The sequence below is a fragment of the Mariluticola halotolerans genome (genome assembly GCF_021611515.1).
Lineage (GTDB): Bacteria > Pseudomonadota > Alphaproteobacteria > Rhizobiales > Devosiaceae > Mariluticola > Mariluticola halotolerans.
This window is the reverse complement of the sequence record NZ_CP090960.1, coordinates 2,272,726-2,294,172: the sequence shown is the minus strand read 5'-3', so window position 1 is coordinate 2,294,172 and position 21,447 is coordinate 2,272,726. Positions and strand designations below refer to the sequence as shown.

Here is a 21,447-nt window from a genome sequence, read left to right as displayed (position 1 = left end):
CTCCCGGAACGGCCCTTTTTGCGGCCCGTCATGTTTTCTGTCAGCTGATCCCTGAACGATTAGCGCAAATTGTCGCGCAGGAAAATACCGATTTCAATCGGCGCGCCAGAAAACCCGGCATCCCCCCCCAGCGCAATCTGCCGCGCGGCCGCAATGGCCGCCCGAATTTCGCCATCCGGATTCTGGTCAATCACCACATCCATCACCCCGGATTTAAGCGCTGTGCGGGTTGATTGGGTCAGTTCATGGGCGATTACCCGCAAATCTCCGGCCCGCCCGCTTGCCTCGAGCGCGGCAATCAACCCGGCATTACCCGCCCCCATCGAATAAAGTCCGGCCAGGTCCCCATGCGCGGCCACCAGCCTGCTAACAGCGGCCTCGGTCATGCCCGCCTCATCAAACCCCTCTTCGGGCCCGATCAGCTGTAAATGCGGAAATTCCGCGTTGGCGATTTCGCGAAAGCCTTCATAGCGGTCCCGGTGGTCGGCCAGGTCAAGCGAACCGGCAATCAGCCCGATCTTGCAAGTCCCGCCGCAAAACCGGCCCATCAGCCCCGCCGCCGTCCGGCCCGCGGCGCGATTATCAATGCCGATAAATTGCCGGCGCGCTGTGCCGGGCAGGTCCGAGACCAGCGTCATGATTGCAATGCCGCGGCCCGCCGCCGCATTCACGGCCGCCCGCGCCCCGGCATCATCGGTTGCCACCACAATGGCGCAATCGCAATTCTCGGGGCTTAATGCCTCCAGCGCCGCCGCCAGCGCGGCACTGTCAAAGGCGCGCACAAAATGCGTGCTGATCTGCATCCGCTCCGCTGCGGCCTCCACCGCATGGATTTCAATCGCGCCCGCCAGCCCCTTCATGAACTGATTGCTGCCCATGGGCATGACGAAATGAACATGGATCGCCCGCGACCGGGCCAGCAGCGAGGCAGAAAGATCCCGGCGAAACCCGATCTGGGCAATCGCGCTCTCCACCTTGTCGATTGTGCCTTGCCGCACACCCGGACGATTGTTGAGTACCCGGTCCACCGTGGCCAGTGACACGCCGGCCTGTCGCGCCACGTCATGCACTGTCGCCCGCTTCATGTTCCCGCTGCCCACATCGCACCTCGCCTGACCATGCTAAAGAAATGGCCCGCCGCGTTGCCAAGGTCAACCGCGATCATGTTGATGCAGCAAAGCTTTGCCTTGCGCCGGGAATCCGCTAGAGCTTGCGGCCAGCAATATTGAGGGAGTGAATATTATGGCCATACCGGTCTCGGCATTCGGGGAATTTGAAGGGCAGCGGGTCGATCAGGCCGTGCTGCAAAGTGATGCGGGCGTTGTCGTCAGCCTGACCAATTGGGGTGTCAACGTGCGCGACTGGCAGGTCCCCGTGGCGGGCGGCATGCGCTCCGTCGTTCTCGGGTTTGACAGCTTCTCCCCCTATCCCGAACACAGCCCTCATCTTGGTTCGCTGGCCGGGCGTGTCGCCAACCGCATTGCCGGGTCCCGTTTCGAGCTTAACGGGAAAACCTATGATCTGGTGCCCAATACCGGCCCCAACCACCTGCATGGTGGTCCCGAAGGCATCGGCCGCAAGGTCTGGGCGATGGAACCGGACAGCGCCGCCAATGCAGTCAAGTTCACGCTCGACAGCCCGGATGGGGCCATGGGCTATCCCGGCAATGTCCATTTCGAGGCGGTCTATACCCTTGAGGGCAAAAAGCTGAAACTGGCGCTTTCCGCCACAACCGACGCCCCAACCCCTATCAGTCTGGTCCAGCATCAATATTTCAATCTGGGCACCAGCGATCACGTTCTGGACCATCATGTGCAATTGGCGTCCGGCGCCCGCACCCTTTTGGGCGAAGGTCTGGTGCCAACCGGCGAGATCGTGCCCGTCGCTGGCACGGATTATGATTTCCGCGCCGGCAAAACCCTTTACGGGCAGGATGGCAAACCTGTCGATTATGATCTCAATTACGTGCTCGATCATGGCCGGGATCTGGCCGATCCGGTCGCCATCGTCACCGCGCCTGATAAGGATCTGACCCTGAAACTGTGGACAGACCGCCCCGGTCTGCAGCTCTATAACAGCGTCACCACCGATGTGCCGGTGCCCGGCCTTGGCGGCAAAATGTACAAAAAACACGCCGGGCTTTGCCTTGAGGACCAGATGTTCCCAGACGCGGTGCATCACGCCCATTTCCCCAATATCATCTGCACCCCCGACAAGCCCTATAGCCATTGGTGCGATATCGAGATCGGCTAGACCGATACCCCGGGTTTTGCCAAAAGCTGCGGGCATCCCGTGGCTTTTGGCAAAAGCGGCTGTGGCTAGTTGCCCGCGAACAGCGTCATGACGCTTGAGAGGGTGTTGACGCTCAGCAATCCGCTGCCGAGCGCGGCCAGAAGGGCTGCGTGCACACCAACAATTATCAGGGTGCGCACCTGATAGGATGCTTTTGATTTTTTGTGGCGATACCGGTGCTGCGCCAGCAGGCCACCGATAATTCCGCCGAAAAAATCCACCGTCAAAAGCGTCGATTCGCGAATGCGCCACCAGCCAAACAGGGCGGCCTGCTTGTCCCGGCTGTAAAGATATATGGAAAGCCCGCCCATCACGGCATAGACCACCAGAATGTCAATTGGTGCGCGGCCCAGAATGACGACAATCTGCGCCAAAAGAAACAGCATGATCGCCGTCACCAGATGGAAGGGCAGTTGTTGCGCCACTTCTTCCGCACCCAGCACTTTGACATTTTCCGCTGCCGGTTTGCCATTGCGCCCGGCGACAATATCAAGCTCCAGCTCGTCGCCTTTTTTGGGGCGCGGGCCGTTGCTGTCAAAGGCTTTTACATGCACAAAAATCCGTTCGGTGCCACCCGGTTGGCGGGCAAATCCATAGCCCTTGTCGTCTTTCCACTCCACCAGATTCGCAGTTACGCGCGGCATATTTTAATTCCTTCGACCCTTGCGCGCCCCGCAAACATGCGTTTGTGGATAGCACCGCAAAGGTTAACATTCGTTCACCATTGGCCAGGCCGCAACGCATCAAAGCAGCGCCGGCAACGGACAGCTTCTAGGCGGGACAGGCCTTGGATTCGTCCCCCGTGTACTCTGTCATAATGGGTGGTGTCCACCCGCCTTTGGTCAATGGAATTTATATGGCGGCCTGCATCAGGCTGACACGATAGCCGAGCGCCTCGGCAATATGCACACGGGCAACTTTTTCAGTTCCCGCAAGGTCGGCCAGCGTGCGGGCGACCTTGAGCACCCTGTGATAGGCGCGGGCGGAAAGCGCAAAACGTTCCGCTGCCTGCAATAACAGGGTCTGGCTTTCCGGGTCGGGATTGGCCACCTGTTCGATCAGTGTTGCGCTGGCACCTGCATTGGTATGCACGCCAGTGGTACCCAGCCCGAGATAGCGGGCCTGTTGCATCTCGCGGGCCCGCGCCACCCGCCGCGCCACAACCGCGCTGGTTTCCGTCGGGCCCGGTGGCGCAATCATCTCACGCGCCGAGACGGCGGGCACATCAACGCGGATATCGATCCGGTCGAGAAACGGTCCCGAAATGCGGCCCTGATAGTCCGCCGTGCACCGCTCGCCCCGCTTGCACACATGTCCCGGTGTCCCCGCCATGCCGCATTTGCACGGGTTCATCGCGGCCACCAGCTGAAACCGTGCCGGATAGGTGATCCGCGCATTGGCCCGGGCGATTACGGTCTCCCCCGCTTCCAGTGGCTGGCGCAGGCTGTCGAGGGTTTGCGGGTTGAATTCGGGCAGTTCATCGAGAAACAGAATGCCGTTATGCGCGAGGGACACCTCGCCGGGCCGCACCTTCAGGCCGCCGCCCACCAATGCCGCCATAGAGGCAGAATGATGCGGCGCGCGAAACGGCCGCCGGTCCGAAATCCGCCCGCCGGCCAGTTCCCCGGCAATCGACTGGATCATCGACACGTCCAGCAATTCGCGTGGATTAAGCGGGGGCAGGATCGAGGGCAGGCGGGTCGCCAGCATGGATTTGCCCGCGCCCGGCGGGCCGATCATCAAAAGATTATGTCCGCCGGCCGCTGCCACTTCCAGCGCGCGCCGGGCCGCTTCCTGCCCGCGCACATCGGCAAGGTCCGGCAAGCCCGCCGCATCAGCCTGCCGTTTGGGCTGTGGCCTTGTACAGACCTGATGTCCGGCCAGATGGTTGACCAGCGCCAAAAGGCTTTCCGGCGCAATGATATCAATTTCTTCCCCCGCCCATGCCGCTTCCGGGCCCGAGGCTTCCGGACAGATTATGCCGCGCCCGGCAGCACTGGCGGCAATCGCGGCGGGCAGGGTGCCGGCAATGGCGGCAAGACGCCCGTCCAGCCCCAGTTCCCCCAGCACCACAAAATTCTCCAGCATGTCGGTCGGCACCGCCCCGATAGCCCCCATCAGCCCGAGCGCGATCGGCAGGTCGTAGTGACTGCCCTCTTTCGGCAGGTCAGCGGGCGCGAGATTGATGGTAATGCGTTTGGGCGGTAGCGAGAGGCCCGAGGCGATCAGGGCCGCGCGCACCCGTTCGCCGCTTTCATTCACCGCCTTGTCGGGCAGGCCCACAATGCGGAATGCCGGCAGGCCCGGCGCGATCTGCACCTGAACATCAACCGGCACCGCCTCAATGCCCTGGAACGCAACCGTTCTGACACGCGTGACCATGCGATCCCCCAAATCGCAAAAAATCTAGCCGGTTTATTTATGATCGGCAAGAACATTTAGGGAACATGAGCCGGGATGTTGAAAACATCATCACTTAAAAAGGCTGGTAAACGATGTTTTGTCAGCCCTGACATTAAGTTTTCATTAACTGACAATTTGCAGATACTCCGGCCAAAACGGCTTTGGCAATAAACCCTTAACCAGCACATGTTGAATCAAATGCAACCTTTCCCTCCAACCAAGTTGCATTGAATGACCGCAGTCTCCGCCGCCAGATTTTCCACAATTGCAGCAAAAATTATCTGCGCCATCGGCCTGCCCATCCTGCTGGCAGGCTGCTTTTCCTACGGTGTGGTCAAGGGGGACAACAAACCGCATCCGGGCGTTGCCCGCGCCCGCGCCTTGCCGGTTCAGGGCATTGATATCGCCCGGTATCAGGGCAATGTCGACTTTGTTGCGGCCCGTAACGCGGGCACGCATTTCGTTTTCATGAAGGCCACAGAGGGCGCCGATTATATCGATCCCATGTTCCGCCAGAACTGGCATCGCGCCAAGGCCGCCGGCATGCCGCGTGGCGCCTATCATTTCATGACCTGGTGTTCGCTGGCCAAGGATCAGGCCGAATGGTTCAAGCGCAATGTTCCCGCCGATCCGGACGCCCTGCCGCCCGTCCTTGATCTGGAATGGAACCACCAGTCCAGCTGCAAGGCCAAGTTCTCAAAGGAAGACACGCTGGAAAAAATCCGCCTCATGCTGGCAGAAATGGAAGCCCATACCGGCAAAATTCCGATCATCTATTCCGATATCAATTTCCACCGCGATATTCTCGAAGGCGAGCATTTCGACAATGCCTTCTGGTTGCGCTCGACAGCAGCCGAGCCGCATCACCGCTATGACCGCCGTCCCGAATGGACCTTCTGGCAATGGACCCAGACCGGCACCATGCCCGGCATTCGCGGCGAGGTGGATCGCAACGCCTTTTATGGCTCCGAGGGTGAATGGGTGCGTTTCCTGCTGACCGGTTGCGACCCGCGCATGGCCAATCGTCTTGCCCCTTATGGCAAATGCGGTGGCCTGAAATAAAACCCGTCCGGCGCGGTCCCAAAGGACCGCGTCACCGGACGGAGCGATAGCCGCCCACAACCCCCTGCTTGCTGTAAACCACCTGCCAGAGCTGGATTTTACGCGCCCGGAAGGTCGCAGCAAAGCTCAACAGATAGTAGCGCCACATCCGGTAGAACCGTTCGTTGTAATGGGGGGCGAGCTCAGGCCACGCTGCCTCGAAATTGCGATGCCATTCCATCAGTGTCCGGTCGTAATCAGCGCCGAAATTATGCCAGTCTTCCATGATGAACAGCCCTTCGCTGGCCGAGGACAGTTGCTGCTGACTGGGCAGCATGCCATTGGGAAAAATGTATTTTTCTGACCACGGGTCGCCATGGTTCACCGTGTGGTTGCCACCAATCGTGTGCAGAATGAACAAGCCATCATCCGCCAGCAGATCATGGACCTTTTGCATGTAACGGCGGTAATTCTTGTAGCCCACATGTTCAAACATGCCGATGGAAATAACCCGGTCGAACTGCCCCCCGAGTGCCTGATAATCCTCAAGCCGGATATCAATCGGCAGCCCAGCGCAAATTTCGCGCGAGAGATTGTACTGCTCTTTGGAAATGGTCACCCCGACCGCTTCCACGCCGTAATTCTCTGCCGCAAACTTCAAAAATCCGCCCCAGCCGGAACCGATATCAAGTATCCGCATGCCTGGTTCTAGCCCGGCCTTGCGACAGATCAGGTCAAACTTGTGTTCCTGTGCCTCGTCAAGATTTGCAGCCTCCGGCCAATAGCCGCAGGAATAGACCATGCGCTTGTCCAGCATGGCGCGGTAGAGGTCATTGCCCGCGTCATAGTGTTTCTCGGCAACTTCAAAGACCCGCAAACGTTGCAGGTTCAACAAGGCGGCCTTTGCCATTGAGCCCCAAAGCGCCACATCTACAGGTATCCGTGCCTTGATATCCGAGACCAGCAGGCGATGGATGAACTGATCGATATTTTCAGCATCCCACCACCCATCCATATAGCTTTCGCCCAGGCCCAGCGTGCCCCGTGTCAGAACGCGCCCATAGGTACGTTTGTCACGCACACTGATGTCCCAGGGGCGGGTGCCGCCCACTTCGACACCTGCGACATCGGACAAAATGCCGGTGATGTAACGTTCAGCTTTGCTCATGATTGAACTCCTCGGCCTGGACCTGCAACCATCCACGAGAGTGTTGCATTACCCGCTTGAATTTTTGCCATTTTGGGAGCGATATCAAGTGTGGACGCATTGCGCGCCCGGGGTCGAGACCCTGTTCTCTATGAGAGTGCAACAAATGGCCAAAGGTCAGCTACGTTCGAATAAGGAAGCCAAAAAGCCGAAAAAGGAAGCGGCAAAGCCCGCTGCCACGGCTGCTGTCAAACTCAAAGGCAAATAGCGCCATGACGGATCGCCGCCGCCTGCAGCCCAAGGCCCGGGCGGCGGTAGGCCTAACCCCCCGTGAGCAGGCCACTGGCCTTGATGCCGTCAAAAATAAACTGCACTGACAGCGCCGCCAACAGAATGCCAATCACCCGTGAGACCACTGAAAGGCCGGTGAGCCCCAACAGACGCTGAACCGGAATGGCCACAAGCAGGGTCAGCCAGGCTGCAAACATGATTGTCGCCAGTGCGGCGAGGACCAGCCAGAACTCCGTGTCTGTCTTGGCGCTGGTGGTCAACAGAATCACCGCCGAAATTGCCCCGGGCCCGGCCATGAGCGGCATGGCGAGGGGGAAAACCGAAATATCATCGCGCTTGCGCGATTCGGCATGTTCCTCACTGGTTGTGCTTGTGCCGCCTGAATGGCGGGCAAATACCATGTCGATGGCAATCAACATCAGCAAAATGCCACCACCGGTACGCAATGCCGCGATGGTGACGCCGAACAGATCAAGGATCTGATTGCCGAGAAAACCGAAGAAAAACAGGATGCCCGAGGCGATCAATACGCCCCGTGTTGCCAGCGCGCGCCGCTCAGGCGGCGTATTGTCCTTGGTCAGGGCCGCAAAGATAAAGGCAATATCCGCAACGCCTACTGTCGCAAAAAAAGTGGCCAGCGCCACAAGATATGAACTGCTCATGAAATCCCCCGATTGGCGGAGAGGCTAGCGGATGGTTTGCCGCTTGTGAACCTAGTGCGCCCGCCGCTTCTCGATTGCATCCCAATAAAGGGCGGCAATGTCCGGTCCGCCAAAGCGTTTCACTTCACGAATGCCGGTGGGCGATGTGACATTGATCTCGGTCAGGAAGCCACCAATCACATCGATGCCGACGAAAATCAGGTCACGCTCCTTGAGCGCCGGGGCGATGGTCTGGCAGATCTCGTGTTCGCGCGCGGTCAATTCGCTGTGTTCGGCCCGGCCGCCCACATGCATGTTGGAACGCGCCTCACCCTCTGCGGGCACCCGGTTGATTGCCGCTACAGGCTCGCCGTCGATAATGATGATGCGCTTGTCGCCCTTGCGCACATCGGGGAGATATTTCTGGATCATGAAGGGTTCGCGAAAGCTCTGCTCGAACAATTCGATCAGCGAGGCTAGATTCTGGTCGCTTTCCGAAATCAGGAACACCCCGGCACCGCCATTGCCGAAGAGCGGCTTGACGATGATATTGCCATGCTCGCGGCGGAACGCATGAATGGCCTGCCGGTCGCGGGTAATCAGCGTGGGGGGCATCAATTCGGGAAATTCGGTCACGAGAATTTTCTCGGGCGCATTGCGCACCGCGCCCGGCGCATTGACCACATAAGTCTTTGGATGAATGCGTTCCAGCAAATGCGTATTGGTGATGTAATGCATGTCAAACGGCGGATCCTGGCGCAAATGCACCACATCGAATGTCGAGAGATCCGTCAAAACCGGCGCGCCGGCCTTGAAATGTTCGCCCTTCGGCTTGTCAAAAACTTCAACCGGCATCACCTGCGCGCTGACAATATTGTCGCGCAGCGCAATGGTGTCGGGCAGATAATAAAACAGCTCATGGCCGCGCGCCTGCGCTTCCAGCATGATGGCAAAGCTGGAATCCCCTTTGGGCTCAATGCTTTCAATCGGGTCCATTTGCACGGCAGTCTTGAGGGCCATTTTTTACTCCAGCGTTTCGAAGGCACCTTTGACATGGCGTGGCCAGGCAAAGGGTGCAAGGAAAATCACATCAAATCGTAGTGTGTAATCGGTTAGCTTGGGGCGCTGGGTCAGAAAATATTGCGCCGCGCGGCTGATGCGCCGGCGGTTCACTGCATCAAGCGCCGCGCCGAGGCTCGTAATATTGCGCCGCAGTTTCACCTCGACGAAAATCACTGTCCGGCCGCGCCGGGCAATGAGGTCAATCTCACCTACCGGCGTTTTCACCCGCGTGGCCAGAATACGGTAGAATTGCAGGCGCAGATAAAGCGCCGCCAGTACTTCGCCGAGACGGCCGCGCCGCTCAGCCTTTTGTCTGGCGGAGGGCAAGGGCGGCATCATAGACCTGCTTGCGTTTGAGGGAGAACAACGTGCTGATTTCATCAACGGCTGCACGCAGGGGCTGGTCTTCCATCGCCTTGGCCAGCGCGGCTTCCCAGTCAGCGCTATCCACCGCCCCCGGCACGGCACCCGAAACAAGAATAACCGCCTCGCCCTTGGTGTCGTCCTCGGTGTAAAATGTATGCAATTCGGCCAGCGTGCCGCGCTCAACCCGTTCAAATCGTTTGGTCAGTTCCAGTGCAACCGCCGCTTCGCGCTCTGGCCCGAACACTTTTATCATCGCTTCAAGTGTCGCAGCGAGCCGGCGCGGTGATTCATAAAATACCAGCGTTTCCGCATTATTCGCCAAGGGCCGCAACATATTGGCCCGGGCGCCCTGTTTTGGGGGCAAAAAGCCAATAAAGCTGAACCGGTCAGTGGGCAGTCCGGCAACGGTCAGGGCCGCGAGCAATGCCGAGGCACCCGGCACGGCGAATACCTCAAAACCGGCCTCGCGCACGGCGCGGACCAGTGGAAACCCTGGATCGGAGAGAAGCGGCGTGCCCGCGTCAGAAATCAAGGCAATCGCCTGGCCCTCGCCCAGCCGGGTGACGATATTGCCCATGCGTTCACGCTCATTATGTTCATGCAGCGCCGAGCGATGGGTTTTGATACCGTAATGGGTGAGCAGGCGCGCGCTCTGGCGTGTGTCCTCGCAAAGGATCATGTCGGCAGCGGCCAGCGTTTCCAGCGCCCGGATGGTAATGTCGCGAAGGTTGCCGATGGGCGTGGCGACAATATAAAGTCCCGGTGCGAGGGCCGGTGCAGCAAGAGCTTGCCCGCTCAAATAGAAATCTTTTGGGTTAGTCACAAGATTATTCCCATGGATTGCCGGGTTCGGGCGTTCAAGTCTTTAAGCACTGGATGCGATTTTGTATAGCATGGGATGAAAAACATCGGACCTTCGCCACGTTGCCGCCTAGCTTCGCAGCGAGAACCGGTGTCAGCCAGATAAAGTCTAAGGGGCGGATCATTGGAACAGTCGGTGGATCTGAAAATGCACGGCATGCGTTCGCGCATGCGGCGGATAGCGGCCATCGCGGCAAGCGCTGCGACCATGGTCCTGCTTTCGGCCTGTTCGAATTTCAGTTTTGGTCCCAATATCGAGACCCGTAATACCAGCGTCAGCCAGCTGCCATCAACGAATCAGGTGCTGCCGGCGGCAGCCGGCGAGCCGATTGGCAATGGTCCCGTACGTGTGGCCCTGTTGCTGCCGGTTTCCGGCGATCTTTCCAATGTCGGTATTTCAATGGCCAATGGCGCGCGGCTGGCAATGGAATTCATCCAGTCCAGCCCCACAGTGGCGGACAATATCACGCTGGTGCTGAAAGATACCAAGGGTGACCCGGCCATTGCCGGCCGCATGGCCAGCGAGGCGGTTGCCGAAGGGGCCAGCCTCATTCTCGGCCCCTTGCGGGCGGAAAGCGTGCGCGCCGCCGGATCGGTTGCCCGCACGGCCGGCATTACCGTCATCGGCTTTTCCAACAATACCGGCGCCGCGTCGCCCGGTGTTTATTTGCTCAACGTGCTGCCCGAAGGCGAGGTGCGCCGCTCCATGGCCTATGCCCAGAGCCAGGGGCGTCGTGCCTACGCGGCCATCGTCCCCAGCACCGATTTCGGTCGCATTCAGGATGGTGCCTTCCGTCAGGCCGTGGCGGATCTGGGCTTGAACGCCCGTGCCGTGCACACATTCACCAGCGAAACTGAAGCGCGTACGGCCGTCGAACAGGTGATCCCGCTGATCAAAAGCGGTCAGGTCGATGCCCTGTTCATTCCGGACCGCGCGACAGCGCCCAGCTTTGCCGTTCTGCTTGAAGCGGCAGGTATCGAGCGGGGTAGCGTGACCATTATCGGTTCGGCTGATTGGGACAATGACGTCAATATCAGCCAGACCCCCTATCTGGTCGGCGCGATCTATCCGGCAATCGACGATACGGGCCAACAGGCCCTGCGCCCCGAATACCAGACCCGTTTCGGCGCCACCCCGCATCCTTTCGCCTCGATCGCTTATACCGCGACCCTGTTGGCGAATTCTTCCTCGCTGGCGCTGGGTACACCCAAATATGATCGTGGCCAGCTGACCCGCGCCTCCGGTTTCAATGGCCGCGATGGCCTGTTCCGCTTCCTGCCCGATGGCCGCTCCGAATATGCGCTGACCATCAAGCAGGTTATTGCCGGCGGTGCGCAGCGCGTGGATGGACCAAAACTGCCTTAAGGGCGGAGCGTTTGAGTGGATGGCGCTTTTTGCGGGCTTTGCGCGTGTCGCGCCACCGCACCCTTGCCATTCGGCCATAGGCCTCATGGCCTTCTCACCTCCAATCGTGCCACTGGCACGATTGGCCCTATGGGACGGCTCGAAGTCCCCATCAAGGGGAGTGAGAAGAAGCGGAATGCCGCTCTCTTCCTTCTCCCCCGGGCTTGACCCGAGGGCCCATGCGCTAGGCGTCAAAAAAGGATGGATGGCCGGATCAACGCCGGGCAAAAACGCGGAATAACGGCGTATCTGCGATCAAACCAGCCTTAAGCCGCCAGATCCGCCACAACCGCATCAAGTACGGGAAAGCCGCGTTCGGTGACGCGGATATTGCCATTCTCGAGCACCTCGATAAACCCGTAGCCGATCAGGTCCTGGGTGCGGGAGGGATCAAATTTGCGGCCGGACAGCAGCGCATAGCGTTTCGGATCAATCCCTTCACGCAGCCGCAAGCCCATGACCAGATATTCGTCCCCTTCTTCTTCCCAGGTCAGAACGTCATTGGTCACAAGGCCCGAACCGGTTTCGGTCACCCGTTTCTGCCAGTCAAACGGCATTTTCTCGGTCGCGGTGGCAAACCGCTCATTGTCGACCAGAATGCGGCCATGCGCACCCGGTCCAATGCCGGCATATTCGCCATAGCGCCAATAAAGCAGGTTATGCTGGCTCTCATCGCCCGGCAGGGCATGGTTGGAAATCTCATAGGCGGGCATGCCTGCCGCGCCGCAGAGCTCCTGGGTCAGCTCATAGAAATCGGCGCTCAGATCCTCATCCGGCATGATCAGCTTGCCGGCCTGCTGCAGGTCATAATAGCGCGTGCCCTGCTCAATGGTCAGCTGATAGAGCGATAAATGCCCGGCAGCCATGGCAATGGCCTCTTCCAGTTCTCCATGCCATTCTGCAAGGGTCTGGTGGGGGCGGGCATAAATCAGGTCAAAACTGGACCGGTCAAAAATCGATTGCGCCAGCGCGACAGCGGCTTTGGCTTCATCCACTGAATGCAGACGTCCAAGTGCTGCCAGCGGCTCAGGCCGCAAAGACTGCACCCCGAGGGAGACGCGATTGACCCCGGCGGCGCGATATCCCCGAAACCGGTCAGCCTCCACGCTGGTCGGGTTGGCTTCCAGGGTGATTTCGGCACCCTCGGCAACCGGCCACAACGCGGCAATGCAATCAAGAATTTCGCCAACGGCAGCCGGGCTCATCAGCGAAGGCGTGCCGCCGCCGAAAAAAATCGAGCGCACGGTCTCGCCCGGTTTCAGGGCAGCGAAATAGCCCAGTTCCTTTTTATAGGCAGCAACGAAGGCGTCCTCGTCGAACGCCCCGCGATGGACATGCGAATTGAAGTCGCAATAAGGACATTTCGCAGCGCAGAACGGCCAGTGCACATAAACACCGAACAAGCCGTTGCCGCGCTCTTGCGCGCCGCTATTCACAACAGGCCTCGACCAGTTTGGCAAAAGCGCGTGCGCGGTGCGACAGGCCGGTATGCCCCGGCGACCAGGCATGCTTTTGTTCGGCCGGCATTTCGCCGAAGGTTATATCAAAGCCCTCGGGCATGAAGACCGGGTCATAGCCAAAACCAATTGTGCCGCGGGGTGGCCAGATCAGCGTGCCATGGGCATCACCGTCAAATATCAGGTCTTCGCCGCTCGGCAATGCGAGGCAAAGCGTGGCGTGAAAATTGCCGCGCCGTTGGGCAGGCGTGGTTGCGCCGCGTGCCTGCAATGCGGTTTCAACCCTTTGCATGGCGACATTGAAATCACGCGGCTCACCGGCCCAGTCGGCGGTATAAACCCCCGGATCACCATCAAGCGCGTCAACACAAAGCCCGGAATCGTCAGCAAGGGCGATCAGTCCGGCGCCTTGCGCGGCGGCATGCGCTTTCAGTCGGGCATTTTCGTGAAATGTTGTCCCGGTTTCCGCCGGTTCAGGCAGGCCCAGCTCGCCGGCGGAAGTCAGGTCCAGTTCAAACGGCGCAAACAGCTGTTTGAACTCCCGCAACTTGCCCGCATTATGCGTGGCAAGCACAAGTTTTGCGCCTTTTTTGAGTTTGAACTGTTCAAGCATTATTGTGCCAAAGCCGCCTTTTGCAGATCAACCAGTTCGCCAATCCCTTTTTCGGCCAATCCCATCAGACTGTCCAGTTCCGTGCGGGAAAACGGTGTCTGCTCGGCCGTGCCCTGGATTTCGACAAAATGGCCCGCGCCGGTCATGACAAAATTGGCGTCGGTATCGGCCTCGGAATCTTCAGGATAATCGAGATCGAGCACAGGGGTGCCCCGGTAAATACCACACGAGATCGCCGCCACATGCTCGCGCAAGGGATTGGTCTTGATCAGTTCGCGCGTTTGCATCCAGGTAATGGCGTCACTCAGCGCCACAAAAGCCCCGGTGATCGAGGCGGTGCGGGTGCCGCCATCGGCCTGGATCACATCGCAATCAAGCACAACCTGGTTTTCACCCAGCAAGGCCATGTCGGTCACAGCCCGCAGGGAACGTCCGATCAGGCGCTGGATTTCCTGGGTGCGGCCCGATTGCTTGCCGGCGGTCGCCTCGCGCCGTGTGCGCTGTCCGGTTGCCCGGGGCAACATGCCATATTCGGCAGTGACCCAGCCAAGCCCCTGGCCGCGCCGCCAGGGTGGCAGGTTGGTCTCAACACTGGCGGTGCACAATACCTTTGTATTGCCGAAGCTGATCAGGCATGAGCCCTCAGCCTGGGGGGCTACATTGCGTTCGATGGTAACAGCACGCATTTGGTCGGCGCTACGTCCGGATGGCCGCATTTTCAAATCTTCCGGGTTTTTTCTGGTTGCGCCTCTTAGCGGTTCCGTGGCGTGGAAACAAGCACCGACGCTTGGCGTTGCTTGTGATATGACCTAAATGAAAGCGGTAATTCGCAATTTGATCCCGGAGAGGGAATTGGCAGAAGACAAGCGCTATCAAAGAGAAGATTTCCTGGCCGCCTTGAACCAGCGCTCGCAGGATATCTTTCGCCGGCTCGTTGAACGCTATCTCGACACCGGCGAACCTGTGGGTTCACGGCAATTATCCCACATGCTCGACATCAGCCTCAGCCCGGCCTCGGTCCGCAATGTCATGTCGGATCTCGAAGAGCTTGGCCTCATCGCCGCCCCCCATACCTCGGCGGGCCGGGCACCTACCCAGAATGGCCTGCGTTTTTTCGTCGATGCCATGCTCGAGGTTGGTGACATGGACGCGCGCGAACGGGCGCGTATTTCCACGCATATCGAGGACAGCGCGCCTGGCGGGCGGATTGAGGACTTGCTGACCGAGGCGAGCTCGCTCCTGTCCGGTCTGAGCCGGGGCGCGGGCATGGTGATCGCGGCCAAGGCGGACATGGTGCTCAAGCATATCGAATTTATCCGCCTCGATACGGCCACAGCGATGGCCGTTCTGGTGGGCGAGGACGGCCATGTTGAAAACCGTGTTGTCGCCCTGCCGCCGGGCATGACAGCAAGTGCCCTGACCCAGGCGACAAATTATCTGGCCCATCACGCCGTCGGGCGTACCCTGTCAGAAGCGCGGGCTGTCCTTAACGCCCAGCGGCAACAACAGGCGGCTGAACTCGACGAGCTGACACAAAAACTGGTTGATGCCGGACTGGCGACGCTCTCTGAAGCAGAAAGCAAATCCACCCCGACCCTGATCGTGCGCGGGCGCGCCAATCTGATTAATGACACCATGGCGTCGGACGATCTGGCGCGCGTGCGCGAATTATTTGACGAACTGGAATCCAAACGCGGCCTGATCGACCTTTTGGGTGATGCCGAGACGGCACAAGGTGTGCGCATTTTCATTGGCTCGGAGAATAAATTGTTTTCCCTTTCAGGCTCTTCGGTGATCTTGTCGCCCTATAAGGATGCCAATGACAAGGTCGTCGGCGTGCTTGGTGTCATCGGGCCGACCCGGCTCAATTATGCCCGGATTGTGCCGGTTGTGGACTATACGGCCCATGTGATTTCACGGCTTGTGGCACGCAAGAGTTGAAATCGCGCGCGATCTGGCCGATATGCGGGCCATCACAGTTTTAGCTCTTCAAGCGGATCGATACATAAAATGACCAGCGACGAAAACCAGACCCCCGAGACCGAACAGGACCCCGTGGAGACCGCCGCCGAGGAAGTTTCTGCGCCTGAAGCCGAGGTGACACCTCTTGAGGCGATGGCGGCCGAGAATGCCGAGCTCAAGGATCGGCTGCTGCGCGCGGCTGCCGAAATGGAGAATCTGCGCAAGCGGACCGAGCGTGAGATCGCCGATACGCGTTCTTATGCCATTGCCAATTTCGCCCGCGACATGCTGACCGCCACCGACAACCTGTCCCGTGCCCTGATGATGCTGCCCGCCGAGGCCCGCGAAAATGCGGACGCCTCCATGGCGGCCCTGATTGAGGGTATCGAGATGACCGATCGCGAAATGCAGCGCCTGCTGCAAAAGAACGGCGTCAAGCCGATTTTGGCCGAAGGTGAGAAGTTTGATCCCCACAAGCACCAGGCCATGTTCGAGGTGCCGAACAATGAAGTGCCCGAGGGCACCATTGTTCAGGTTGTGCAGGCGGGTTTTGCCATTGGCGACCGCGTTTTGCGCCCATCCATGGTTGGCGTTGCCAAGGGCGGCGCGAAAGCCGAAGCGCCGAAGGTTGATCCGGTTGATATTCATATCGACAAGGAAGCCTGAGACCGCCCGGCAGATTGATTTTATGACACCGGGCGCTTGAAGGGGCCATCAGGCACCCTTATATAGCCCCGGAAAGCTTCATCATGAGGCTATTTACCAATCCCAGCATAGGGGCCTGGCCGCGGAGCTGCCGTTTTCGGGGTTTCCAACGGGTCTGCTGAAATAGAGGTTTGTGACAAATGGGAAAAGTAATCGGTATTGACCTTGGCACGACTAACTCGTGTGTCGCCGTCATGGACGGCAAGGATCCGAAAGTTATCGAAAACGCCGAGGGCGCGCGGACAACGCCGTCAATGGTCGCGTTTTCATCCGATGGTGAGCGTCTTGTCGGCCAGCCGGCCAAGCGTCAGGCTGTGACCAATCCTGAAGGCACGCTGTTCGCCGTCAAGCGCCTGATGGGCCGTCGTTACGACGATCCGATGGTGACCAAGGACAAGGGCCTTGTGCCATACAAGATCACCAAGGCGGACAATGGCGACGCCTGGGTTGAGATTGACGGCAAGAAAATGAGCCCGAGCGAAACCTCGGCCATGATCCTGACCAAGATGAAAGAGACAGCCGAAAGCTATCTCGGCGAGAACGTGACCCAGGCGGTCATCACCGTTCCGGCCTATTTCAACGACAGTCAGCGTCAGGCGACCAAGGATGCAGGCAAGATTGCCGGCCTTGAAGTTCTGCGCATCATCAATGAGCCGACGGCGGCCGCGCTTGCCTATGGTCTCGACAAGAAGAATACCGGCGTTATTGCGGTTTATGACCTCGGCGGCGGCACCTTCGACGTTTCGATCCTTGAGATCGGCGATGGCGTTTTTGAAGTCAAATCCACCAATGGTGATACTTTCCTTGGCGGTGAAGATTTTGACATGCGTCTGGTCGATTATCTCGCCGACGAATTCAAGAAAGAGCAGTCGATTGACCTGCGCTCCGACAAGCTGGCTTTGCAGCGTCTGAAGGAAGCGGCTGAAAAGGCCAAGATCGAATTGTCCTCCTCGACCCAGACCGAGGTGAACCTGCCCTTTATCACGGCCGATTCCTCCGGCCCGAAGCATTTGCAGCTCAAGCTGACCCGCGCCAAGTTCGAGCAACTGGTTGAAGACTTGATCAAGCGCACGGTCGAGCCTTGCCGCGCCGCTCTTAAGGATGCCGGGATCAAGGCAGGCGAAATCGACGAAGTCGTGCTCGTTGGCGGTATGACCCGCATGCCCAAGGTGCAGGAAGTGGTCAAGGAATTCTTTGGCAAGGAACCGCATAAGGGTGTGAACCCCGATGAGGTTGTAGCGCTGGGCGCGGCCATTCAGGCCGGTGTGCTTCAGGGCGACGTCAAGGACGTCTTGCTGCTCGATGTGACCCCGCTGTCGCTCGGTATCGAGACACTGGGTGGTGTTTTCACCCGCCTGATCGATCGTAACACCACGATCCCGACCAAAAAGTCCCAGGTGTTCTCCACGGCTGAAGACAATCAGTCGGCTGTGACCATCAATGTGTTCCAGGGTGAACGCGAAATGGCACAGGACAACAAGAGCCTTGGCCGGTTTGATCTCGCCGGTATTCCGCCCGCACCGCGCGGTGTGCCCCAGATTGAAGTGGCTTTCGATATCGACGCCAACGGCATCGTCAACGTGTCGGCAAAAGACAAGGGCACCGGCAAGGAGCAGCAGATCCGCATCCAGGCCTCGGGTGGTCTGTCCGATGCTGACATCGAGAAAATGGTCAAGGAAGCCGAAGCGAACGCTGAGAGCGACAAGGCCAAACGCGAAACCGTTGAAGCCAAGAACCAGGCAGAAAGCCTGATCCATTCGACCGAGAAATCGCTCAAGGATTATGCTGACAAGGTGTCCGATGAGGACAAGTCTGCCATCGAAAACGCTGTTGCCGAGCTCAAGACCGCGCTTGAAGGCGACAATGCCGAGACCATCAAGGAAAAGACCAATGCTTTGGCCGAAGCCTCGATGAAGCTGGGTGAAGCCATGTATCAGGCGCAGCAGGCCGAAGCGGCCGAAGCAGATGCCGAATCCGACGCTGCTGCTGACGATGATGACGATGTGGTCGATGCTGACTTCGAAGAAGTCAAAGATGACGACGACAACAGTCAGAAATCGGCCTAGCGCCACGAAACTGAAAGTAACGGGAGCTTCGGCTCCCGTTCACTGATTTGGAGCCGCTAAATTGGCCAAGCGCGATTTCTACGAAATATTGGGTGTGGCAAAGGGTGCCGACGATGGCGCCCTTAAAGTTGCCTACCGCAAGCTCGCCATGCAATACCATCCGGACCGCAATCCGGATGATGACGAAGCCGAACACAAGTTCAAGGAAGTCAGCGAAGCATATGATACGCTGAAGGATCCGCAAAAACGGGCTGCCTATGACCGTTTCGGTCATGCCGCATTTGAGAATGGCGGCGGTGGCCGTGGTGGTGCCGGTTTTGGTCCGGACTTTTCGTCCTCAATGTCCGACATGTTCGAGGATATTTTCGGCGATTTCATGGGCGGCGCTGCCGGTGCCGGTCGCGGGCGCGAAAGGCCCTCGCGGCTGCGTGGGTCCGATCTGCGTTATAACCTTGAAATTACCCTTGAAGAGGCCTTTGCCGGGCGTACGGTCGAAATCGACGTGCCGACCATGGTCCGTTGCGACACATGTGATGCCAGCGGGGCCAAGCCGGGCACAGGCATGTCGCAATGCACCACCTGCAATGGCTATGGCAAAGTGCGTGCGGCACAGGGCTTTTTCACCATTGAGCGCACCTGCCCGCATTGCCACGGCCGTGGTGAGGTCATGGATCAGCCCTGCACCGATTGTTCGGGCCAGGGCCGCCATCAGGAAAGCCGCAACCTTTCTGTCGATATTCCCAAAGGGATCGAGGATGGCACGCGCATCCGTCTGGCTGATGAAGGCGAGGCCGGTCTGAGGGGCGGTCCCCCGGGCGACCTTTATATTTTCGTGTCCGTAAAACCCCACGAGCTGTTCCAGCGCGATGGGGCCGATCTTTATGCCCGCGTGCCGATTGCCATGGCGACAGCTGCCTTGGGCGGTGAGTTTGAAGTGCCGACCCTTGGCGGGGCCCGTGCGCGGGTCAAGGTGGCCGCAGGCACGCAGCCCGGCCAGCGCATCCGTCTCAAGGGCAAGGGCATGCCGGTGCTGCGTTCAGCCCAGATCGGCGACCTCTATGTGCAAATGGATATCGAGGTGCCCCAGAACCTCAACAAGCGTCAGCGCGAGCTGCTGGAAGAATTCCAGAGCCTGAGCACCGGTGCGAATAATCCGACCTCTTCAGGTTTTTTTGACAAGTTGAAGGGATTGTTCGAGTAACAATCCCTTCGAAATCTGCTCCGGAAAGACCGCTCATGCGTAAAGTGCTCACACTTTCAGGATCGATCCGGCAGAATTCCTATAATGCGCATCTCGCCCTTTTGATGGGAAAAAGGTTGCGCACGCTGGGCGCTGAAGTCACCGATCTTGATCTCACGGACTTCCCCTTGCCATTGTTCAACGAAGATCTTGAAGCTGAGCACGGCGCGCCGGAAGCAGCGGTGAAGCTGGCAGCACTGTTTGCAGAGGCGGACGCGGTTTTTTTCGCAACCCCTGAATACAATAATTCAATGAGCCCGCTGACCAAGAACACGATCGACTGGATCAGCCGCCAGAAGGGTGGGCCCTTCAAGCATGCCATCTTTGGTCTGGGTGCGGTCTCCTCGGGTCGTCTCTCCGGTGTGGTGGCGCTGAGCCATCTGCGCGATGTTTTCGGCAAGATCGGGGCCTTGATGGCACCCACCTCACTCAGCGTCGCCAATAGTGCGGAAGCCTTCGATTCAAACGGCGAATTTACCGACAAGGTACAAGGATCGAGAGCCGATCAGCTTGCTGAACAGCTGATGACCATTTCCCGGCATTCTTGATGGCGCGCGCCCTCTATCTGACCCATCCTGAGGTCAATATAGATCCCGGCATTGCCGTGCCGGATTGGGGATTGTCCGCAATCGGACGGGCGCGGGCAGAGGCAATGGCGGCGCGAAATCTGTTTGCACCAGATATTGTGTTTGTCTCCAGCACCGAGCGAAAAGCGCTGGAACTGGCGGAAATCCTTGCAAAACCGGGAGCAAACCGGGTGGTTTCGAACGCGGATTTTGGCGAAAATGACCGCTCGGCGACCGGCTTTCTGCCGCCTGAAGAATTCGAGCCGATGGCCAACAGGTTTTTTGCCCACCCGGCGGAAAGCATTGAAGGCTGGGAACGCGCCATTGATGCACAGGCACGCATAGTGGCGGCCGTGACCGCGAGCGCTGCGTCTTATGCCGACGCAGCGCTGGTATTTTGCGGCCATGGCGGCGTGGGGACTTTGTTGAAATGCCATGTGGCGGGCCGGGCGATCGCCCGAAGCGAAGACCAGCCAGGGCCGGGCGGTGGCAATTGTTTTGCCTTCGATCTTGCGCAAAAAGCCCTCATATGCGAGTGGACCCCTATGGAAACATGGACTGGATTTGAGCAATGAGCCGAGCCGATGACCGTTTGATCGTGGCGCTGGATTTCTCCTCCCGCGCTGAAGCCGAAACACTGGTTGAACGCTTGGGTGATCAGGTCAGCTTTTACAAGATCGGCTATCAGTCCTTTTACGGTGGCGATGGGCTCAATCTGGGTAAGGAATTGGTGGCCGCCGGCAAGAACGTATTTTTCGACCTGAAACTGCTTGATATCGAGAACACGGTCGAAAAAGGCGTTGAAGCGATTGCCAAGACCGGCGCGACATTTCTCACCGTACATGCCTATCCCAAGACCATGGGGGCAGCCGCCCGCGCGGCCCATGGCTCCAAGCTTGAAATTCTCGCCGTGACCGTGCTGACCTCGTTTGACGATGAAGACCTGATGAATGCGGGCTACGACCGGGATATTGCCGGGATCGTCGGCCTGCGTGCCCATCAGGCAAGCCTTGCCAATATGGGCGGGGTTGTCTGCTCGGCCCATGAGGCGGCGATGGTGCGCACGCTGGTGGGGGACGACATGTCCATTGTGACCCCGGGCATTCGACCCGCCGGTGTCAAATCGAATGATCAAAAGCGCACAATGAGCCCGAGTGAGGCGCTGGAAGCCGGTGCCAGCCATCTGGTTGTCGGGCGTCCGATCACCGCTGCCCCTGACCCGGCGGACGCCGCAAAGGCGGTTGTTGCCGAAATGCGCAATGGCGGCGTCCGTCTCGCATGACGGCACTGAAAGCTCCTTTGGAGTAGGGCCTGCTTCTTTTGGGCCGC

General features: G+C 59.0%; 22 protein-coding genes. 11 read left to right on the top strand and 11 right to left on the bottom strand.

Annotated elements, in window-relative coordinates:
* Positions 1-59: 59 nt before the first annotated feature.
* A complete protein-coding gene (locus L1P08_RS10955; RefSeq protein WP_303617052.1) occupies positions 60-1,085 on the bottom strand; it encodes a LacI family DNA-binding transcriptional regulator in 1,026 nt (341 codons plus the stop codon).
* Positions 1,086-1,242: 157 nt separating this feature from the next.
* Here L1P08_RS10955 and L1P08_RS10950 point away from each other — a divergent pair, with 157 nt between their 5' ends.
* Positions 1,243-2,253 carry an aldose epimerase family protein gene (locus L1P08_RS10950; RefSeq protein WP_303617051.1) on the top strand — a complete coding sequence of 337 codons (1,011 nt, stop codon included), beginning with the start codon at positions 1,243-1,245 and terminating at the stop codon, positions 2,251-2,253.
* A 65-nt stretch (positions 2,254-2,318) separates the two neighbouring features.
* Here L1P08_RS10950 and L1P08_RS10945 read toward each other — a convergent pair whose 3' ends face one another.
* Entirely contained in the window at positions 2,319-2,936 is a 618-nt protein-coding gene (locus tag L1P08_RS10945) for a DUF1294 domain-containing protein (protein ID WP_303617050.1), read from the bottom strand.
* 208 nt (positions 2,937-3,144) lie between these two features.
* Complete coding sequence (locus tag L1P08_RS10940) at positions 3,145-4,674, bottom strand: YifB family Mg chelatase-like AAA ATPase (protein WP_303617049.1); 1,530 nt, start codon at positions 4,672-4,674, stop codon at positions 3,145-3,147.
* Between the two features lie 252 nt (positions 4,675-4,926).
* On the opposite strand from L1P08_RS10940, the gene L1P08_RS10935 reads away from it, so the two are divergent.
* Entirely contained in the window at positions 4,927-5,757 is an 831-nt protein-coding gene (locus L1P08_RS10935; RefSeq protein WP_303617048.1) for a glycoside hydrolase family 25 protein, read from the top strand.
* A 31-nt stretch (positions 5,758-5,788) separates the two neighbouring features.
* Here the strand turns inward: L1P08_RS10935 and cfa are convergent, their stop codons facing one another.
* Positions 5,789-6,904, bottom strand: a complete 1,116-nt coding sequence (gene cfa, locus L1P08_RS10930) for a cyclopropane fatty acyl phospholipid synthase (RefSeq protein WP_303617047.1) — start codon at positions 6,902-6,904, stop codon at positions 5,789-5,791.
* Here cfa and L1P08_RS10925 point away from each other — a divergent pair.
* Positions 6,903-7,151, top strand: a complete 249-nt coding sequence (locus L1P08_RS10925) for a hypothetical protein (protein WP_303619608.1) — start codon at positions 6,903-6,905, stop codon at positions 7,149-7,151. The genes cfa and L1P08_RS10925 overlap by 2 nt on opposite strands.
* A gap of 52 nt (positions 7,152-7,203) precedes the next feature.
* On the opposite strand, the gene L1P08_RS10920 is transcribed toward L1P08_RS10925, so the two are convergent.
* Genes L1P08_RS10920 through rsmI form a run of 4 tightly spaced genes read right to left on the bottom strand, consistent with a single transcriptional unit; the run spans position 7,204 to position 10,066 of the window.
* Positions 7,204-7,836: a MarC family protein gene (locus L1P08_RS10920; RefSeq protein WP_303617046.1), complete on the bottom strand. Its 633-nt coding sequence runs from the start codon at positions 7,834-7,836 to the stop codon at positions 7,204-7,206.
* A 51-nt stretch (positions 7,837-7,887) separates the two neighbouring features.
* A complete protein-coding gene (gene gshB, locus L1P08_RS10915; RefSeq protein WP_303617045.1) occupies positions 7,888-8,835 on the bottom strand; it encodes a glutathione synthase in 948 nt (315 codons plus the stop codon).
* A 3-nt stretch (positions 8,836-8,838) separates the two neighbouring features.
* Complete coding sequence (locus tag L1P08_RS10910; protein ID WP_303617044.1) at positions 8,839-9,216, bottom strand: YraN family protein; 378 nt, start codon at positions 9,214-9,216, stop codon at positions 8,839-8,841.
* Positions 9,179-10,066 carry a 16S rRNA (cytidine(1402)-2'-O)-methyltransferase gene (gene rsmI, locus L1P08_RS10905; protein ID WP_303617043.1) on the bottom strand — a complete coding sequence of 296 codons (888 nt, stop codon included), beginning with the start codon at positions 10,064-10,066 and terminating at the stop codon, positions 9,179-9,181. The genes L1P08_RS10910 and rsmI overlap by 38 nt, the downstream gene beginning before the upstream one ends.
* 162 nt (positions 10,067-10,228) lie before the next feature.
* On the opposite strand from rsmI, the gene L1P08_RS10900 reads away from it, so the two are divergent.
* The gene (locus L1P08_RS10900; protein WP_303617042.1) at positions 10,229-11,470 is read left to right on the top strand and encodes a penicillin-binding protein activator; all 1,242 of its coding nucleotides are present in this window, start codon (positions 10,229-10,231) and stop codon (positions 11,468-11,470) included.
* 305 nt (positions 11,471-11,775) lie between these two features.
* Here the strand turns inward: L1P08_RS10900 and hemW are convergent, their stop codons facing one another.
* Genes hemW through rph form a run of 3 tightly spaced genes read right to left on the bottom strand, consistent with a single transcriptional unit; the run spans position 11,776 to position 14,295 of the window.
* Positions 11,776-13,017 (bottom strand): radical SAM family heme chaperone HemW, encoded by a 1,242-nt coding sequence (gene hemW / locus L1P08_RS10895; RefSeq protein WP_438268408.1) that lies wholly within the window; start codon positions 13,015-13,017, stop codon positions 11,776-11,778.
* Positions 12,938-13,579 (bottom strand): non-canonical purine NTP pyrophosphatase, encoded by a 642-nt coding sequence (locus L1P08_RS10890; RefSeq protein WP_303617040.1) that lies wholly within the window; start codon positions 13,577-13,579, stop codon positions 12,938-12,940. The genes hemW and L1P08_RS10890 overlap by 80 nt, the downstream gene beginning before the upstream one ends.
* Positions 13,579-14,295 carry a ribonuclease PH gene (gene rph / locus L1P08_RS10885; protein ID WP_303617039.1) on the bottom strand — a complete coding sequence of 239 codons (717 nt, stop codon included), beginning with the start codon at positions 14,293-14,295 and terminating at the stop codon, positions 13,579-13,581. The genes L1P08_RS10890 and rph overlap by 1 nt, the downstream gene beginning before the upstream one ends.
* Before the next feature lie 136 nt (positions 14,296-14,431).
* Between rph and hrcA the strand changes: the two genes are divergently transcribed.
* From hrcA to pyrF, 7 genes are all read left to right on the top strand, one after another.
* Entirely contained in the window at positions 14,432-15,520 is a 1,089-nt protein-coding gene (gene hrcA, locus L1P08_RS10880) for a heat-inducible transcriptional repressor HrcA (protein WP_303617038.1), read from the top strand.
* Positions 15,521-15,589: 69 nt separating this feature from the next.
* Positions 15,590-16,207 (top strand): nucleotide exchange factor GrpE, encoded by a 618-nt coding sequence (grpE, locus tag L1P08_RS10875; protein WP_303617037.1) that lies wholly within the window; start codon positions 15,590-15,592, stop codon positions 16,205-16,207.
* A gap of 179 nt (positions 16,208-16,386) precedes the next feature.
* A complete protein-coding gene (gene dnaK / locus L1P08_RS10870) occupies positions 16,387-18,312 on the top strand; it encodes a molecular chaperone DnaK (RefSeq protein WP_303617036.1) in 1,926 nt (641 codons plus the stop codon).
* Positions 18,313-18,373: 61 nt separating this feature from the next.
* Positions 18,374-19,513 (top strand): molecular chaperone DnaJ, encoded by a 1,140-nt coding sequence (gene dnaJ / locus L1P08_RS10865; protein WP_303617035.1) that lies wholly within the window; start codon positions 18,374-18,376, stop codon positions 19,511-19,513.
* Positions 19,514-19,548: 35 nt separating this feature from the next.
* Positions 19,549-20,100 (top strand): NADPH-dependent FMN reductase, encoded by a 552-nt coding sequence (locus L1P08_RS10860; RefSeq protein ID WP_303617034.1) that lies wholly within the window; start codon positions 19,549-19,551, stop codon positions 20,098-20,100.
* A complete protein-coding gene (locus L1P08_RS10855) occupies positions 20,100-20,693 on the top strand; it encodes a histidine phosphatase family protein (RefSeq protein WP_303617033.1) in 594 nt (197 codons plus the stop codon). Before L1P08_RS10860 ends, L1P08_RS10855 begins: the two co-directional genes overlap by 1 nt.
* Entirely contained in the window at positions 20,690-21,400 is a 711-nt protein-coding gene (gene pyrF, locus L1P08_RS10850; protein ID WP_303617032.1) for an orotidine-5'-phosphate decarboxylase, read from the top strand. Before L1P08_RS10855 ends, pyrF begins: the two co-directional genes overlap by 4 nt.
* Positions 21,401-21,447: the final 47 nt, after the last annotated feature.

Coding starts and splice junctions, on each gene's coding strand:
- L1P08_RS10955 (WP_303617052.1), bottom strand. CDS start 1,085: ATGAAGCGGGCGACAGTGCATGACGTGGCGCGACAGGCCGGCGTGTCA.
- L1P08_RS10950 (WP_303617051.1), top strand. CDS start 1,243: ATGGCCATACCGGTCTCGGCATTCGGGGAATTTGAAGGGCAGCGGGTC.
- L1P08_RS10945 (WP_303617050.1), bottom strand. CDS start 2,936: ATGCCGCGCGTAACTGCGAATCTGGTGGAGTGGAAAGACGACAAGGGC.
- L1P08_RS10940 (WP_303617049.1), bottom strand. CDS start 4,674: ATGGTCACGCGTGTCAGAACGGTTGCGTTCCAGGGCATTGAGGCGGTG.
- L1P08_RS10935 (WP_303617048.1), top strand. CDS start 4,927: ATGACCGCAGTCTCCGCCGCCAGATTTTCCACAATTGCAGCAAAAATT.
- L1P08_RS10925 (WP_303619608.1), top strand. CDS start 6,903: ATGATTGAACTCCTCGGCCTGGACCTGCAACCATCCACGAGAGTGTTG.
- cfa (WP_303617047.1), bottom strand. CDS start 6,904: ATGAGCAAAGCTGAACGTTACATCACCGGCATTTTGTCCGATGTCGCA.
- L1P08_RS10920 (WP_303617046.1), bottom strand. CDS start 7,836: ATGAGCAGTTCATATCTTGTGGCGCTGGCCACTTTTTTTGCGACAGTA.
- gshB (WP_303617045.1), bottom strand. CDS start 8,835: ATGGCCCTCAAGACTGCCGTGCAAATGGACCCGATTGAAAGCATTGAG.
- L1P08_RS10910 (WP_303617044.1), bottom strand. CDS start 9,216: ATGATGCCGCCCTTGCCCTCCGCCAGACAAAAGGCTGAGCGGCGCGGC.
- hemW (WP_438268408.1), bottom strand. CDS start 13,017: ATGCCTGGTCGCCGGGGCATACCGGCCTGTCGCACCGCGCACGCGCTT.
- L1P08_RS10890 (WP_303617040.1), bottom strand. CDS start 13,579: ATGCTTGAACAGTTCAAACTCAAAAAAGGCGCAAAACTTGTGCTTGCC.
- rph (WP_303617039.1), bottom strand. CDS start 14,295: ATGCGGCCATCCGGACGTAGCGCCGACCAAATGCGTGCTGTTACCATC.
- grpE (WP_303617037.1), top strand. CDS start 15,590: ATGACCAGCGACGAAAACCAGACCCCCGAGACCGAACAGGACCCCGTG.
- dnaK (WP_303617036.1), top strand. CDS start 16,387: ATGGGAAAAGTAATCGGTATTGACCTTGGCACGACTAACTCGTGTGTC.
- L1P08_RS10860 (WP_303617034.1), top strand. CDS start 19,549: ATGCGTAAAGTGCTCACACTTTCAGGATCGATCCGGCAGAATTCCTAT.
- L1P08_RS10855 (WP_303617033.1), top strand. CDS start 20,100: ATGGCGCGCGCCCTCTATCTGACCCATCCTGAGGTCAATATAGATCCC.
- pyrF (WP_303617032.1), top strand. CDS start 20,690: ATGAGCCGAGCCGATGACCGTTTGATCGTGGCGCTGGATTTCTCCTCC.